The organism is Nocardioides sp. Z30_9 (genome assembly GCF_058215735.1).
Map to the genome: position 1 here is coordinate 1,421,043 of NZ_JBZAJF010000001.1, position 14,082 is coordinate 1,435,124.

The 14,082-nt window shown below is 63.3% G+C and carries 11 protein-coding genes; 4 read left to right on the plus strand and 7 right to left on the minus strand.

The features are described 5' to 3' along the window. Positions 1-2: 2 nt before the first annotated feature. Genes queD through queC form a run of 3 tightly spaced genes read right to left on the minus strand, consistent with a single transcriptional unit; the run spans position 3 to position 1,719 of the window. The gene (queD, locus tag AC4BGB_RS06960) at positions 3-371 is read right to left on the minus strand and encodes a 6-carboxytetrahydropterin synthase QueD (RefSeq protein WP_490545978.1); all 369 of its coding nucleotides are present in this window, start codon (positions 369-371) and stop codon (positions 3-5) included. Continuing rightward, entirely contained in the window at positions 368-1,003 is a 636-nt protein-coding gene (gene queE / locus AC4BGB_RS06965; RefSeq protein WP_490545980.1) for a 7-carboxy-7-deazaguanine synthase, read from the minus strand. The genes queD and queE overlap by 4 nt, the downstream gene beginning before the upstream one ends. Beyond that, a complete protein-coding gene (queC, locus tag AC4BGB_RS06970; protein ID WP_490545982.1) occupies positions 1,000-1,719 on the minus strand; it encodes a 7-cyano-7-deazaguanine synthase QueC in 720 nt (239 codons plus the stop codon). The genes queE and queC overlap by 4 nt, the downstream gene beginning before the upstream one ends. A 357-nt stretch (positions 1,720-2,076) precedes the next feature. On the opposite strand from queC, the gene AC4BGB_RS06975 reads away from it, so the two are divergent. From AC4BGB_RS06975 to dbpB (AC4BGB_RS06990), 4 genes are read left to right on the plus strand one after another with little or no spacing between them, the layout of a single operon-like run. Next, positions 2,077-2,688 carry a hypothetical protein gene (locus AC4BGB_RS06975; RefSeq protein ID WP_490545983.1) on the plus strand — a complete coding sequence of 204 codons (612 nt, stop codon included), beginning with the start codon at positions 2,077-2,079 and terminating at the stop codon, positions 2,686-2,688. Then, positions 2,685-3,818: a DGQHR domain-containing protein DpdB gene (gene dbpB, locus AC4BGB_RS06980; RefSeq protein WP_490545985.1), complete on the plus strand. Its 1,134-nt coding sequence runs from the start codon at positions 2,685-2,687 to the stop codon at positions 3,816-3,818. The genes AC4BGB_RS06975 and dbpB (AC4BGB_RS06980) overlap by 4 nt, the downstream gene beginning before the upstream one ends. Continuing rightward, complete coding sequence (dpdA, locus tag AC4BGB_RS06985; RefSeq protein ID WP_490545987.1) at positions 3,815-5,062, plus strand: tRNA-guanine transglycosylase DpdA; 1,248 nt, start codon at positions 3,815-3,817, stop codon at positions 5,060-5,062. The genes dbpB (AC4BGB_RS06980) and dpdA overlap by 4 nt, the downstream gene beginning before the upstream one ends. Beyond that, on the plus strand, positions 5,055-6,158 hold the full coding sequence (dbpB, locus tag AC4BGB_RS06990) for a DGQHR domain-containing protein DpdB (protein ID WP_490545988.1): 1,104 nt from the start codon (positions 5,055-5,057) through the stop codon (positions 6,156-6,158). Before dpdA ends, dbpB (AC4BGB_RS06990) begins: the two co-directional genes overlap by 8 nt. Positions 6,159-6,302: 144 nt before the next feature. Here dbpB (AC4BGB_RS06990) and dpdD read toward each other — a convergent pair whose 3' ends face one another. Genes dpdD through AC4BGB_RS07010 form a run of 4 tightly spaced genes read right to left on the minus strand, consistent with a single transcriptional unit; the run spans position 6,303 to position 14,078 of the window. Beyond that, positions 6,303-8,501, minus strand: a complete 2,199-nt coding sequence (gene dpdD, locus AC4BGB_RS06995; RefSeq protein ID WP_490545990.1) for a protein DpdD — start codon at positions 8,499-8,501, stop codon at positions 6,303-6,305. Beyond that, entirely contained in the window at positions 8,498-9,031 is a 534-nt protein-coding gene (gene dpdK, locus AC4BGB_RS07000; protein ID WP_490545991.1) for a phospholipase D-like domain-containing protein DpdK, read from the minus strand. Before dpdK ends, dpdD begins: the two co-directional genes overlap by 4 nt. Further along, a complete protein-coding gene (gene dpdJ / locus AC4BGB_RS07005; RefSeq protein WP_490545993.1) occupies positions 9,028-13,398 on the minus strand; it encodes a protein DpdJ in 4,371 nt (1,456 codons plus the stop codon). Before dpdJ ends, dpdK begins: the two co-directional genes overlap by 4 nt. Further along, positions 13,395-14,078: a hypothetical protein gene (locus AC4BGB_RS07010; protein WP_490545995.1), complete on the minus strand. Its 684-nt coding sequence runs from the start codon at positions 14,076-14,078 to the stop codon at positions 13,395-13,397. The genes dpdJ and AC4BGB_RS07010 overlap by 4 nt, the downstream gene beginning before the upstream one ends. Positions 14,079-14,082: the final 4 nt, after the last annotated feature.

Below are 14,082 nucleotides of genomic sequence, written 5' to 3' on the forward strand. Positions count from 1 at the left end.
TTTCACTCGCCCCGGTAGATGCAGCCGGATGTGCAGGTCTCGCGCACCTGGATGGCCGCCAAGTTCGGGAGGTCGTCGAGCAGGCGGTCCCAGATCCACTTCGCCAGCACCTCGCTGGTGGGGTTCTCGAGGCCGGGGAGCTCGTTCAGATAGTTATGGTCCAATTGCTCTTCGAGCGGCTTGAACGCCCTCTTAATGTCGCCGAAGTCCTGAACCCATCCAGTCTCGTCACCAACGGGCCCCGCGATGTGCACCTCCACCCGATAGGAGTGACCGTGCAGGCGCGCACATTTGTGCCCGTCGGGCACGTGGGGCAACCGGTGTGCGGACTCGAAGGTGAATTCGCGATAGATCTCTGCAGTGAAGGTCACGGGATTCCTAGGAACTTGTGGGTTTGGAGGCTCAGTTGCCAGTTGGGGTGGTCCATGCAGAACTTCACGGCTGCAGTCGTGTTCGCCACGACGTCCGGTCCGTCCATGGGCTGGACCCGGAAGTTCTCGAAGTGAAGGTGCTCGAACGAGGTTGGGTCGACACCGCCTTGCGGGTAGACGAACTTGAGTTCCTGTCCCCCACCGACGACCAAATCTGCACCGATCTTCGGGCTCACGCATAGCCAGTCGACCCCGGTTGGAGGAACCTGAGTGCCGTTGGTCTCGACGGCCACATAGAACCCGCGCGACTTCAGCGCTTGCACTGCTGCGTCGTCGAGCTGCAGCAAGGGTTCCCCACCAGTGCAGACAACCATCCGGTTCTCGAGCCAACCTGTCGGCCAGGCAGCCTCTACGGCATCTGCGAGCGCCTCGGCGGTGGCGAATCGTCCGCCGCCCTCGCCGTCGGTGCCTACGAAGTCAGTGTCGCAAAACTTGCAGATCGCTCGGGCCCGGTCCTTTTCCCGTCCCGTCCACAGGTTGCACAAACTGAATCGACAGAACACTGCTGGGCGCCCGGCATGAGCACCCTCTCCCTGGAGGGTGTAGAAGATCTCTTTGATCTTGTAGGTCACCGGGTTGCCTGGTAGGCCACGGGGTCTTCCATGCCGGCTTCTGCAAAGCCCTTCAGACGTAGCAAGCAGGAGTCACAGTGCCCACACGAGCGCCCCTCGGAATCTGGGTCGTAGCAGGACGAGGTAAGGGCGTAGTCGACACCGAGTGCGAGTCCCATCTCGACGATCTGGGCTTTGGTCTTGTCGATCAGCGGTGTGTGGATGCTCATCTGGCCACCCTCCACGCCGGCTCGCGTAGCAAGGTTTGCCATGGCCTCGTACGCCGCGATGTATTCCGGTCGGCAGTCGGGGTAGCCAGAGTAATCAAGGGCGTTGACTCCGATGAAGATGTCCGTGGCACCGATCACTTCGGCGTACGCAAGCGCGAATGACAGGAACACGGTGTTGCGTGCCGGCACGTAGGTGACCGGAATGTTCTCTTCCACCGTCTCGACGCTCTCGTGCTTCGGCACGTCAACATCGGCAGTAAGGGCCGACCCACCGAACACTCGAAGGTCGATGTCACACACAACGTGGCCGGCCACACCCTGAGCCTCAGCCACCCGCTTGGCCGCCTCGAGTTCGACCACGTGTCGTTGCCCATAGCGGAAGCTCAGCGCGAAGGGCTCGAACCCCTCGTTCTTCGCATGCGCCAGCACGGTTGTGGAGTCGAGACCACCACTGAGAAGAACTACTGCTTTGCGCACCTTGTCACCACCGAATCCGTCGTTGTCCACATGTCGCGTGTAGGCCTCTACGCTAGGCCGAAACTACAGGTTAGAGTAGCGACGACACACTGACAGTTACTGGGGAGGGCCGCGCAAGTGGGCCAAAAACTGACGATCGTCGTCACGTGCACTGACCGCAAGTCAGCACAACCTGAGCCAGGCCTGATGGTACGCAGCCTCCCCCCTGGGTCGATAGCTGAGCGAACTGACCTGTGGAAGACACGGATCGAGGGCGCGTCGCCTACAGCGCCACTTCGCCATCTCTACTGTGGCGAATCCTGGACGCAGGCGCTGAGGCTGGAGGCATCGGCACGCGGCGCAGGTTTCCGTCCGACACTGGTCGTTGCCTCGGCTGGCCTGGGGTTCGTGGAGGCCGACGTGCAGGCACCGTCGTACGCCGCGACCTTCAGCCCCGGCCAAGCCGACTCGGTGGGTGCGAGTCGAGTCGACGCCAGCGCCTGGTGGCAGTCCATGGCAACCAACTCTTCGCCAGCCAGGGCCCACCTAGACGCACCTACGCTGTTTGTGCTTTCCAAGAACTACGCCGATGCGATGGATCAAGACCTGAAGCAGTTGGCTGGTAGAGACGATGTTGTCGTCTTCGGGGGGTCCGACTCGGTACCGGCAGAACTTCGTGTGGCCGCAGACCGGGGGTTGCGAGCCGCATTGGGCGGCACCACCACCAGTCTGAATCTTCGCACCGCCATCGCTTGGCTAAGCCTGCTTCCCGAACCTACGATTTCGGGGAACCGGAACAACGCTGCCTGGAGCGCATGGGCTTCGACGGCATCCCAACCAGAGGTCTACGACCGCACCCCTTTGACCGACACACAGGTCCTCAACTTCGTGTTGCAGATGCGGCAAGCCGATCCCAACCTCTCGAAGACCAGGGCTCTCCGCATACTGCGAGACGCAGGTCACGCCTGTGAGCAACGCCGATTCGGCGAGATATTCCGATCCGCACTGGAGGCGGTATGACAGCCGAATGGTTAGAGCGCAAGGCTCTCAAGGTTCTCCAGAATGCCGACACACCCCTCTATCTCTTTACCTTGGCAGCCGAAGAGATCGACCAAATCGCTGACGTTGCCCGAATCGGGCGCAACGAGGCCGGCAAACTGATCGGTTACCAGCGACCCGAAAAGCGCAAACATGTAAAGCAGATCCAGGAGTACCTCGATAGCGCAGATGTGCTATTCCCCAACGGTCTCATCTTGGCTTTACCGACGGAAGTGCGCTTCAAATCCAGTCGCGGCCCCGGAGCCAGTGACGGCCTTGCCATCTCGGGCACTTTAGAGATCCCATTCGGGTCCGGCCCCGAAGACCCCCGCCCCGCATGGATCGTGGATGGCCAACAGCGGAGTCTCGCCTTGTCACGAACCAAGAATCGCCGCCTACCTGTTCCGATAGCCGCTTTTGTTACGGACGCATTGGAGTTACAGAGGGAGCAGTTTCTGCGCGTGAACACCGTGCAACCACTACCTGTCAACCTGGTCACGGAACTGCTGCCTGAGATCACTCGGGTCCCGTCCGGACGCATGTCAACTCGCAAACTGCCCTCCGCACTCGTGGACATGCTGAATCAAGATGCCCGATCACCCTTCAAGGGCCTGATCAAGCGCGCATCGGCCGACCCCGAGACGAAGCAGAAGGCGATAGTCACTGACACCGGCCTTGTCGAGGCCCTCAAGGAATCCCTCGAGTCGCCATCAGGAGTGCTTTTTCCTTATCGGAATATCGCGACCGGGACCACCGACACCGAGGGGATCCGACGAGTGCTCCTCACCTACTGGTCAGCGGTGAAGAACACGTTCCCAGATGCCTGGGGTGTGCCTCCGACGCAATCACGCCTGATGGGTGGAGTTGGCATTCGCGCGATGGGGCGATTAATGGAGCGCGTGATGGCGCACGTAGACGTCGATGACGCTCAAGCGGTTCAACTTGCTGAGCGGGAACTTGCTTTCATCGCGGCGGATTGCGCCTGGACGCAGGGAGTTTGGCCCGAGCTCGGATTGCCTTGGGACGAACTGCAGAACACTCCCCGTCACATCAGCGCACTCTCTAACCTGTTGGCGCGCAGTTATGTTGCGAATCGGGCTGGCAAGAGGTGAAGTTCTACTTCCCTGACAGCCAGGATCTGGTCAGTCCCACGTACGACTTTCTTCGTGACGAATATTCTGCGCTACGGGTACGGCAGCGCGACGACCGGTACGCGCACGAGATCCTCGAGGCCCCTCCCTATAGCGGCATGCTCGTGAGCAAGTCTATCGTTGACGGCTCGGTCAAGGGATCGGGCAAGTATACGGCCGCCCAACGGGCGCGGCTCTATCGATTGGGCGTGCGACGGTTTTTCCGACTACCGCATGAAGTAGAAACACTGGGCGACAACGGGGCCTTCAATTACGCCGACGAATTGATTCCTCCGGTCAGCGTCGAAGAGACCCTCGACTTTTACGAAGGATGCGGTTTCGACGCCGGGGTCAGTGTTGACCACATCATTTTCGGGTACAACCGAAATCTCTCGTTCGAGGACGTCGATCCAGCATGGGCGCAGCGACGACTCATCACACTCGAACTTGCCGAGAGTTTCATCGCACGAGTGAGAGATCAGCGACTACGAGTCCACCCGGTCGGAGCAGCCCAGGGCTGGAGTCCTGAGAGCTACGCCGACAGCGTGCGACAACTCCAGGACATGGGATATCGCCGGATCGCACTCGGCGGCATGGTGCCACTGAAGACGCGAGACATCCTTGAGTGCCTCGTCGCCATCGACCGCGTTCGTACACAGGACACAGAACTTCACCTGCTGGGCATTACTCGCTTCGACTCTATGGACACGTTCGCTGGCCATGGCGTGACGAGTTTCGACAGCACATCCGCTTTTCGCCAGGCGTTCATGGATGACCGCAAGAACTTCCACACCCCAACCGAAGCCTTCGTCGCTTTGCGCGTCCCACAGGTTGACGGAAACCCGACGCTGAAGCGGGCGATCCTGGCGGGACGCGTTTCGCAACGAGAGGCGCTTGAACACGAGCGAGCATGTCTCATGGAACTCCGTCACTTCGACGGCAGCACTGCCTCTCTCAAACGAACACTGCAAGCGCTGGGGGCTTATGAGGTCATCTGTCAGATCAAGAAGAGCTACCTCCCGGAGTACGAGCGCACTTTGTCGGCTGCTCCCTGGACGAAGTGCCCATGCACGCTTTGCCGCACGCTCGGCATCGAGATCGCGATCTTTCGCGGAACTGAACGGAACAAGCGACGCGGGTTCCACAACCTGTCAGTGCTGTCGAACAAGATGAAGCACCTCAAACCCCGCGTGACTGCGGAGACCAATGGGAGCAACCATGGCTGACCAATACGAGATCCGACTCCCCGCCATCAGGGTGCGCCAAGGAAGCCAATACATCTTCTGCTTCGGCGTCGACGGCAAGCGGATTCACGACTTCGCCACAGTCTCACGGGTGCATCGAGACGATGAGTCGCTGCAGGGCTACCAGCGGCCCGAGGTCCTCAGCCATATCCGAGCGATCCGGCGCTATCTTGAGTCCGACTCGCCCTTGCTCCCCAACGCCATCGTCCTGGCGTTCGATGCGCGCGTGCGCTTCGAGTCTACGAACTCAAGGGCGAACCTCGATTACTCCACACTCGGTGAACTCGTGATCCCGATCGACGAGTCGCAGCCCGATGACGAGAAGCCAGCATGGCTAGTCGACGGCCAACAGCGGAGCGCGGCAATCCGCGACGCTGACCTCGCCGAGTTCCCGGTGGCCGCTGTCGGATTCATCGCTCATGGAGAGGCCGAGCAACGCTCACAGTTCATCCTGGTCAACAACACCAAGCCTCTCCCCAAGGGACTCATCCACGAACTGCTTCCTGACACGGCCGGTCATCTGCCCCCCGCGTACGCCCGCAAGCAACTTCCGGCGCTGGTCATGACCCGCCTCAACGCCGGCGACCCATGCTCCGGTTTGCCATTCGCCGGAAAGATCGCGACCCCCACGACGCCGGATGGCTACATCAAGGACAACAGCGTCCTCAAGATGATCGAGAACAGCCTGTACGACGGCGCGCTCTACCAGTACCGCGACCCAATCGACGGCTCCGGTGATGTGGAAAAGATCCTGCTTCACCTCAACCAGTTCTGGGCGGTCGTGGCGTACACCTTCGCCGATGCCTGGGCACTCCCACCCATCAAGTCCCGGCTTACCCACGGCGTCGGGATCCAGTCCCTGGGATACGTCATGGATCATTTGACGGAGGGCGTCCCTGCCGCGGATCTCGGCGAACTCAATCTTGAGCGAGCCATCGCGACTCTTAAACCCAAGACGTCATGGACAACGGGCTCGTGGAGCTTCGGGCCTGACAACATCCGCCGTTGGAACGGCCTGCAAAACACTCCTTCTGACGTGCGCCTCTTGAGCAACCACCTGCTACGTGAACTGCGCTAGTTGTCTCTAGCGGATTCGCACCTCGGCGGAATCGACTGCGTGCCTGGAGTACGCCGACTGACGGGTGCTGCGCGCGTGGGAGCATGAGGATCCGGTCGCGGTAGCGGACTCGCTCGCAGCCGTCATACGCGCACAGCGACCGGGTTACCTCTCCAGGTGCGCTTCCAGTGCACGCAGGAATCCGGTCACCCCCCGCTGCTGCGGCAGCACCTGCTTGCCCTTGGGCCGAACGTGGTCGATCGCGTTGGTTGCCTGGTGGGCGGCGTGCCAGGTGTCGACGACGAGGTGGTCGGCTCGCGTGGCCAGACTGCTCAGCGCGTTGGTCGCGGTGGTGTCAGTGTTCCCGACGATCTCGCCCGGGCTGCATAATTCCTTCAGCCGTGAGGTGAAGCGCGGCACGGCGTGGGAGAGCAGGGAGTACAAGCCGACAACGCTGCCGTCCAGTCGTCTCCAGACCGACTCCTCTTCCTCATGGGCCGTCACCTCGACGGGAAGCCGGGGAAGCCCAAACTCCACAGCGAGCGCCTCGACCTCCACGCACTGCCGGAGACCGAGGTGCTCCAAGGAGCGCAGGTACTGGACTATGGGCATCCCGTATGCGGTGCGACTCCCGGCGTCCGGGGCGCTCGCGCCGGCGACGGCATCTAGCAGTTCCAGGGCCCAGTCGACGTGCTGCCGGGCCCGGACGAGATCCCAGAGCGCGGTGGTCCTGGTCAGCAGCTCAACATAGGCGCCCTTGGACGGCCCTGCGGCCAAGATGGCCTCAAGTAGACGCACGTAGGCATCCCGGACCTGGGCGCTGAGGTTTTCCTGGTCGGCCAGGACCTCCAAGACGGTCTCGAAGAACGGCGCGCAGGAAGGGTTCTCGACCACCTCGGCGGCCACCCGGCACAACACATCCAGACCGGCTCGCAGTTGATCGTCGTTAGTCGAGCCCACAGCGGCGAGAATCCCGTCGGCGACTCCGGAGACCTGGTTCGAGGGCAGAGCACCGAGCCGATCCCAGCTCTGATGCTGGTCGCGCAGCACCATCGATGCATCGGCCCAGCGGTCGTCGGAGCCGACGCGCTTGGCCCAGTCCGACCACCCGGCGCACGCTCCGGCCACCAAGGCATCGAGGTCCTCGAGGTCGCGACGCAGGCTCCTTGTGGGGTCGATCACGCCGCCGTCGATCCAGGTCTTAACCAACTCCAAGACGTCGCTAGCCTGGTCGTGTTGGTTGATCTCCAAGATCGCGTCGACCGCGACGGCGGCGAAGTCCGGTGCCGGGTCTTTCAGGAATAGGTCGATAGCAGCCTTGAATTTGCCTCGGCCGATAGCCACCAGCATCGGATCTTCTTGTGGCTCCGACTCAGGCTCCTGAAACGGTTCCGGCTCAGACTCCGGAACCGGCGCCGTCGCAACCGGCAACCCCCCAGTGCCCCGAGCGAGCGCGACGAGATTTGCGCGCTCTGCATCATCTGCCGACGCTTCGAGGATTGCGGCCTGGCGCTCGGCGTCGTGGTCCGCGGTCGCGGTAAGGAAGGCCAGCATCCTCGCCTGCGAAGAGTTCGGCACCTGGATCGTCCGGAGGATTCCGCCGTATCTCGTCAGCACCCCGGCGCTGGCGAACACCGATGAAATCGCGGCGGTGCCCAGATGGGGGACGATCTCGGTCCACCAGATCATGCGCAGGATCGACTCGCTGACCGCTTGGGGCCGGCGGGCCTGCATCAGTACGTTGATGTACGGCAGGTCAGCCATCTCCTGCCAGCGACCGAAGGCCGCAAACAGTTCGATGGTCAGGAACCGCAGGTTCTCCGCGCTTAGTTCCCCCGTCAGCACCAACTGATCGAGGAGTCGCTGAGCATTCACCGAGTCGTTGCCCAGCATTGCCAACCGCACGTCGCGGAGCAGATCGACGTGAGTCGCTTGAACCTCGTCGATAGCCGTCGGACGACCGGCCATGGTGGCAACCAGATCCTCGAGGCGGAGCAGCATCTCGACACGGTCGACGTCGGGACGGCGTTGCACGAACGCCGCCTTGACCATGCCAGTGGCCGCCCACACCGGATCCAGTGCCGATTCCACGAGGTCGTCGGGCATGCTCACCAGTCGCGCCACCGAGGGGCCGAGAAAGCCGTTCAACACCTCCCGGCCACGACGCTGTCCTTCACGGTCCTCAGAGAACAGGTAGAAACCAGAGGACGCGTTCGCCGGGCGCCACGGCAGCACCAGCCAGTTGCTGCGCCCAGCCACGAAAGACAACGTCTGGGTCTCGACAAGACCTTCAATTCGGTCGGCGTGCTCCCCGTAGATGGCGTAGTCGCCTATGAGTGCCCCGATGGCATCTACCACGCTCATAGCAGCACGCCCCCGAACCGGTCATAGGCGTCCATGCGCGCCTGCGCCACCATCTGCTGGTCGACGCAGAGGTCGATCAACTCTTCACGCACCTCGATGCCGTTGTACGTGATGTTCATGCTGCCGGAAAGCGCATAGTCGTCACCGGTGATCGCCTTGGTGTGCAGTTGCTCGGATGTGTCGACCTTGACGGTGATCCGTTCCTCGACCCGGAGGTCTGCGCCGAGGTGCTCGAGTCGTTGGACGAATCGAGTGTTGTGCGGGTCGCTGGTCGTGCCGATCACCACATGACTGCCTCGGTCGGCTAGTGAGACGAGCACTTCTGTCAGACGGACTCGACGCTTGCCGAACCGCGCCAAGGACTGGAACGAACCGGCGCAGTTGTCGATCAGCTCGACATCGGAGATCCACGGCGAGACCAACCAGATGCACGTGCTAGGCGCAGCGATCTCGGCTGCGAAGATGCCAGCGAGCAGGTCGGCCGCCTCGCTGGCACTGCTGCTCTGGGACTTGCGGATCACTCGGTTCACGACCAGGCCTCCCTCAACAGCACGCGCGCCTCGGCGTAAGCTCCGTGGTCGCGGACGGCAGTCACCTGCGGGTGGAACATCAGTGGGCCGACCTCGACGGGGGCCGTGGTCAGGTCGAGGATCGCAGCCCGCAGGGTGCGGCGCTCGAGGGCAGCCACCCGCATGATCACCTCGCGAGCTCGCACGAGTTCGTCATGCACCTGCTGGCGGGCCTGATCGGTCCAGGTCCCGATATCTATCACCTGGATTGGCGCGGCCCAGTTGTCTCGCACCACGTCGACCGTCGCCGACAGAATCGGCGCATACGGATTGTAAGAGGCCACCGATTGCGCGCTCTCCCCCCACGGCCAGAGGACGTTGCCGATGGCGCGAACCCGGTCCGCCGGACTCGGCTGATCGAGTTTGAGATACGGATCAACTTCGGCACGGTCGGCCAAGGTAAGGGCCAGCACCCTCGGATCTACGGCGAACCCCCCGTCCAGAACTGCCTTCTGCCGGGCAGTCATCCACACGGACACCTCATCGATCAGACCCGGGTGAGCGCCCGGACCGGCGAGTCGCGTCGACAGCGCAGTTCGGGCCGCATGACCCATCTCAATGCCGACCCCCTGCAACGCAGCGTCGAGATCCGAGGTCGCGGCTCGGACGGCAGCGTGCCCATTGCGCCACGCGCTCGCGAGGTTCTGGACGGCGATCGCGACCGTGTTGTCAGGCACCGCCAAGAACGAGCGCAACTCGACGTCCATCGATTCCATGTCCGACGGTCGCATTGCGTCCCTCAACGCCATGCCAACGTTGTCGGGATTCTGCGAGACGGATCTAGCCAGGGACTCGATCTGCCCAGTGCCGCCGGGCGACTGCTCGGAGATGACGAATCGGGTGTCGTCCTCGGGATGCAGGTCGACCGTCAACTCATCAGCATCCACGCCTGAGCCCCAACTGGTCAGCGAGACCAATAGCAGGTTCGCAGCGCTCAAGGTGTGCCGACGACGCACCCAGTGCATCCACTCGTTTGAGCGACCGACGGTGCGAGCCCCGAGGAGTGCTGCGAGTAGGACGTCGCGCACACTGGAGTTGGCGAGCCAATCGCGCAGACTGCTGTCGTTCTCGGTCTTCGTCAACCCCAGCAGGTCTGCGCACTTGCTCAACTCGACCCCGAACGCGACCTCGTCCGGATCCTGGTCTCGGGCACCGGGCCAGGTCGCGGCGACGGCCAGCACACTCTCACTCAGCGAGGATCGGTCGAACGAACTCATCTCGCCCGGCAGGTCTGTGGTCGTCAGCACCTGGTGCTGGAGCCAGGCCGATCGCTCGTCCGACTGTGGGGCGGAAGAGAAATCCGGGGTGGCAACCTGGCCGATCAGCGCGTCACAGTGGATTTCGATGCCCATCGCGGCCGGTGCCCAGTCCTCCCCATCTCGCACGCCGAACCGGATTCGCTCGGCCGAGGTCTTGCCGTTGATCCAGCGCACCCCGGCCCCACCGAGTGAGTAGCGCATCAGTCGCACTCCCCCGCCTTGGACGTGCAGGTGCGACGACAGGTGCGGGACCAGGGTTGTCACGGACGGCGACAGCGGCAGAGAGACGCCGTTGCCTAATGGGACGACGTTGAACTCCCAGTCGGCTCGCATTGATGATGCGTCCGAGGTCGTTTCCGGGACCGGCGTGAGTTCCACGGCCACCGGAGCAAACACCGGAGTCGTCTCGCCGTTCGCCGTGACGTCGTCGACCGGCGCCCCTGAGTAGGTAGCCACGTCAACCCAGCGGACGCCGTCATCATCGATCGCCTCCGGCAACGGGACCCAGTGCCGCTTGTTGGTTGCTCGAACGCCAAAGTGTCGGGACACGTTGCCGGGGAGAAACTCCCGGAGGGCCCGGAGCGCGGGCAACTGTTCGGAGCGCTTCTCATCCTTGCTCCACGGGACCAGGAAACTGACATCCGGAACCATCAACTCGTCGAAGAGGGTTCCCGGCACGAAGTCCCGCAGTGGGATCCGGTGTCTCAGCCCGCCGTCATCGGGCGCCGGTCGTTCGGCCGCCCATTGGTCAGCCAAACGACGGCGGAGGGTCGGGACGACACCGGCGAGGAGGGGCCGCGGCGCCTCCCAGAAGATCTGCTCAAGCACCCGGTCGGCATGAGATCCAGCGCCGAGAGCGAGGCTTTTGCGCAGGTGCCGACGCAGCGAGTCTCGCTCGGGACCTTCGCGCAGTAGTTGGGCGAGCAGACCGCTCAGCAGCTCCTGGTGCTCCTTCGTTTCGGCCTGCTTTTGGGGGGTCTTGCTGAGCAGGTCGGCTGGGCCGGTAGCGAGGCGCCACGAATTGACCCAGGGAATGTTCGCATGTTGCGCCAGCCAGTCCAGCAGGCTGTATACCGCTTGGATCCGCAGCACATACAGGTTCTCGATCGGCAGTGTGCGGGCCGGAACGATGGGGCTGAATAGCGCGTCATAGGCGTCCCAGGCGTCTCTGTCTCGCCCCCAATTGCTCAGCACCACGACCGTCCAGGGCCGGGTCGCGGCATTACGCCCGGCGCGGCCCTTGCGCTGCAGGAACTGCGCGATGTCGTGCGGCGCCTTGTGTTGAAGCACAGCGCCGACGCGGTCGTCATCGAAGCCGACCTCGAGACTGGCGGTAGCGATGACCACGTCCGCGTCGTTCGCTACTCCGCTGTCCTGGGAGCTCGTCCGGTCGACTCGCTTCTGCACGTCGCCGTCGATGTTGTGGCCCAGCGTCTGGGCCAGCCACCACAACTGGCCGTCCAGGTCGCGCTGGGCGGCGTCCTGGCGCTGACCCACCTTGAGTTGATCCTGGCACGGCGACCGAAGATGGGCCAAGGTGTGCGGGTTGTGCCTTGGGTTCGGTCGCTTGGGCCACGACCACCCCTCGGCGTCCAGGAAATCCCAATACAGCCGGTTCGTACTGTCCAACTTGTCGGTGAACGCGAACAGGCGACTGCCAACCATGCCCTCGGAGTCGACTGGCGGATTGAACGGGTTGTCATCGAGCACGTCGAGGCAACGAGACAGCGCCATCGCCGCCTGGATCGACACCGAGAGCGGCCCGGTGCTGCTGTGCGGATCGTGTCGAAGCGCGACCAGGTACTCGGCGCCAGACTCCTCGAGTTCCTCGTACGCCGGTTCAACGACGGTGACGTCACCGGGATTCAGATCGACCAGCCTGCCGAAGAAGTCGCCCGCGTCGGTCAGGGTCGCCGACAGACCTGCCCACACCAACGGCTTGCCCAGGGCCTTCTTCACCCGACGCAGCAGGATCGCGTTCTGCGCCCCCGTCGTCCCCTCGTAAGTGTGAATCTCGTCGAGCAGAACGGTCCTCAGACTCTGCGTCGAGATGCCAAAGGCCTTCAGGCTCGACGGCACCGAGAGTTGCCGGTTTAACGATTCGGTAGTGCTCAGCATGATGTCAGCCGGGTGCTGCCGCGCCGAGTCACGAGTAAGACGCAGGACCGACCCAGGGAGCGTGAACCCGCAGTTCACGTCCAGGCAGTCCAACCGCTCTTCCTTGTTGGCCACTGCTGTCTTCGGCCACACCAGTTCACCGTCGCAGACGGGGCAGCGTAGGTACGGACAGAGGTAGCCGGGGCCTTTGGGTTGCCATTGGTCGCCAATGAACCGGATCGACTGCGGCGTCAGGCTGAACCAGCTCGCCAGACTCAGCGGGGTCGAGCCGGGCCTCTTGGCTGCAAGGTCGAGCGACATCTCCACCAGGGTTTGCAGTTGATCTTTGAGCAACTCCTTGCGGGGATACAGCGCGAGCGCCGTCGTGCCCGCCTGAGGGGTGACGTGGTCCGACAGCCACGCCAGCAGTGGCAGATAGAACGCCAGCGTCTTTCCGCTACCGGTGCCAGCCGTCACCACGACTCCGGCGCGCGGATTTTCGGAGTTGAGCGCCGTCAAGATCGACTGAGCCGAACGCTCTTGGAAGGCTGAGATCTTTGGCGGGCTGAGCGTATGAGCGGTCGCCAACCCGTTGGCCCCGACTAGGTCGCCGAGCCTCAGGACGAAGTCTTTCCGCAGGATGTTGCGCTCGGGTCGACGCCGCGGCCGTTGCAGGAACCGAAAGTCCAGCACCAACGGCCGGCCGTTCAGGATGCGATCGCCCCGGAAGGCCTGTCGCAGAGTCGCCAGGAGTCGCATCGTCTCTGCGCTCCGGGTCCGGTACCCGCCGTCCGGAGTTTGAACCAGCAGACCGCGGCCCTCCAGGTCGGCGAAGAGGTCCTCGGCGTCGCCGTGCTCGGCCAGCACGGCGATCGCTTCGTCTCGCGACCATTGCGCCCCTACTGCGCCCCACGCCAGGAGTTCGGACTCCCGAAGTTCCAGGGCGGTCAAGGCCGCTTGAGGATCACTCATGCCGCATCAGGGTTCCCTGGCGTGATGCGGAAACTGTTCACGGCGTTGTTGGCTTCCAACCAGGCGCGCACCTCATCGGTGAGCATGGTTAGCGACGCGCCGCCGCGAGCGACCGCAGACAGGAAGGCCCGAACCGCCTCCGGTTGGAGCGCCGCTTCCAATGCCTTGAGCCGCTCCTCCGCCTCGTCGAGCAGGTCGAAGGCCGCCTGCGTCGGCAACTTGGCAGCCGCCGGCGCCAGTTGAAGCAACACCTGCTTCAGGGTGCTCGCCATCGAGGCGACGCTGTCGACTCCGGCGAGAGTCTCGGCGAGTTTGGCCAATTCGAACACGTTGCCGGTTCGGCCGGCTCCGTAGGCCTTCCAGTCTTCGAGCGCTTGCCCGCGTGCGGCCGGTACGAAGTTGCCCAAGGTACGGGTGAGCGCGCCTAGGGCCGACTGGGTCGGGTTCTTGGCAGCGTTCTTCAGGGCGTCGAACAGGTCAGGCGCTCCGGTGTATCCCTGGAACCATCCTCCCCCACCCAGGCTGGATGCGGAGGCCAAGGACTTCAGTAACTCCAAATGTGCGGCCAGATCGTTCTTGGCCAGCCCGAGGGTCTGGATCTCTCCTTGCAACTGGGCGGTGTCGGTTGCGGCCGTCACCACCTTGTCGGCCTCGGTCAGCCAGATCGGCATCGTCGTCATCCGC

What these genes read in the sequence shown, in the direction of transcription:
- dpdD (WP_490545990.1), bottom strand. Translation starts at nt 8,501, where the DNA reads ATGAGCGTGGTAGATGCCATCGGGGCACTCATAGGCGACTACGCCATC.
- dpdJ (WP_490545993.1), bottom strand. Translation starts at nt 13,398, where the DNA reads ATGAGTGATCCTCAAGCGGCCTTGACCGCCCTGGAACTTCGGGAGTCC.
- AC4BGB_RS07010 (WP_490545995.1), bottom strand. Translation starts at nt 14,078, where the DNA reads ATGACGACGATGCCGATCTGGCTGACCGAGGCCGACAAGGTGGTGACG.
- dbpB (WP_490545985.1), top strand. Translation starts at nt 2,685, where the DNA reads ATGACAGCCGAATGGTTAGAGCGCAAGGCTCTCAAGGTTCTCCAGAAT.
- dbpB (WP_490545988.1), top strand. Translation starts at nt 5,055, where the DNA reads ATGGCTGACCAATACGAGATCCGACTCCCCGCCATCAGGGTGCGCCAA.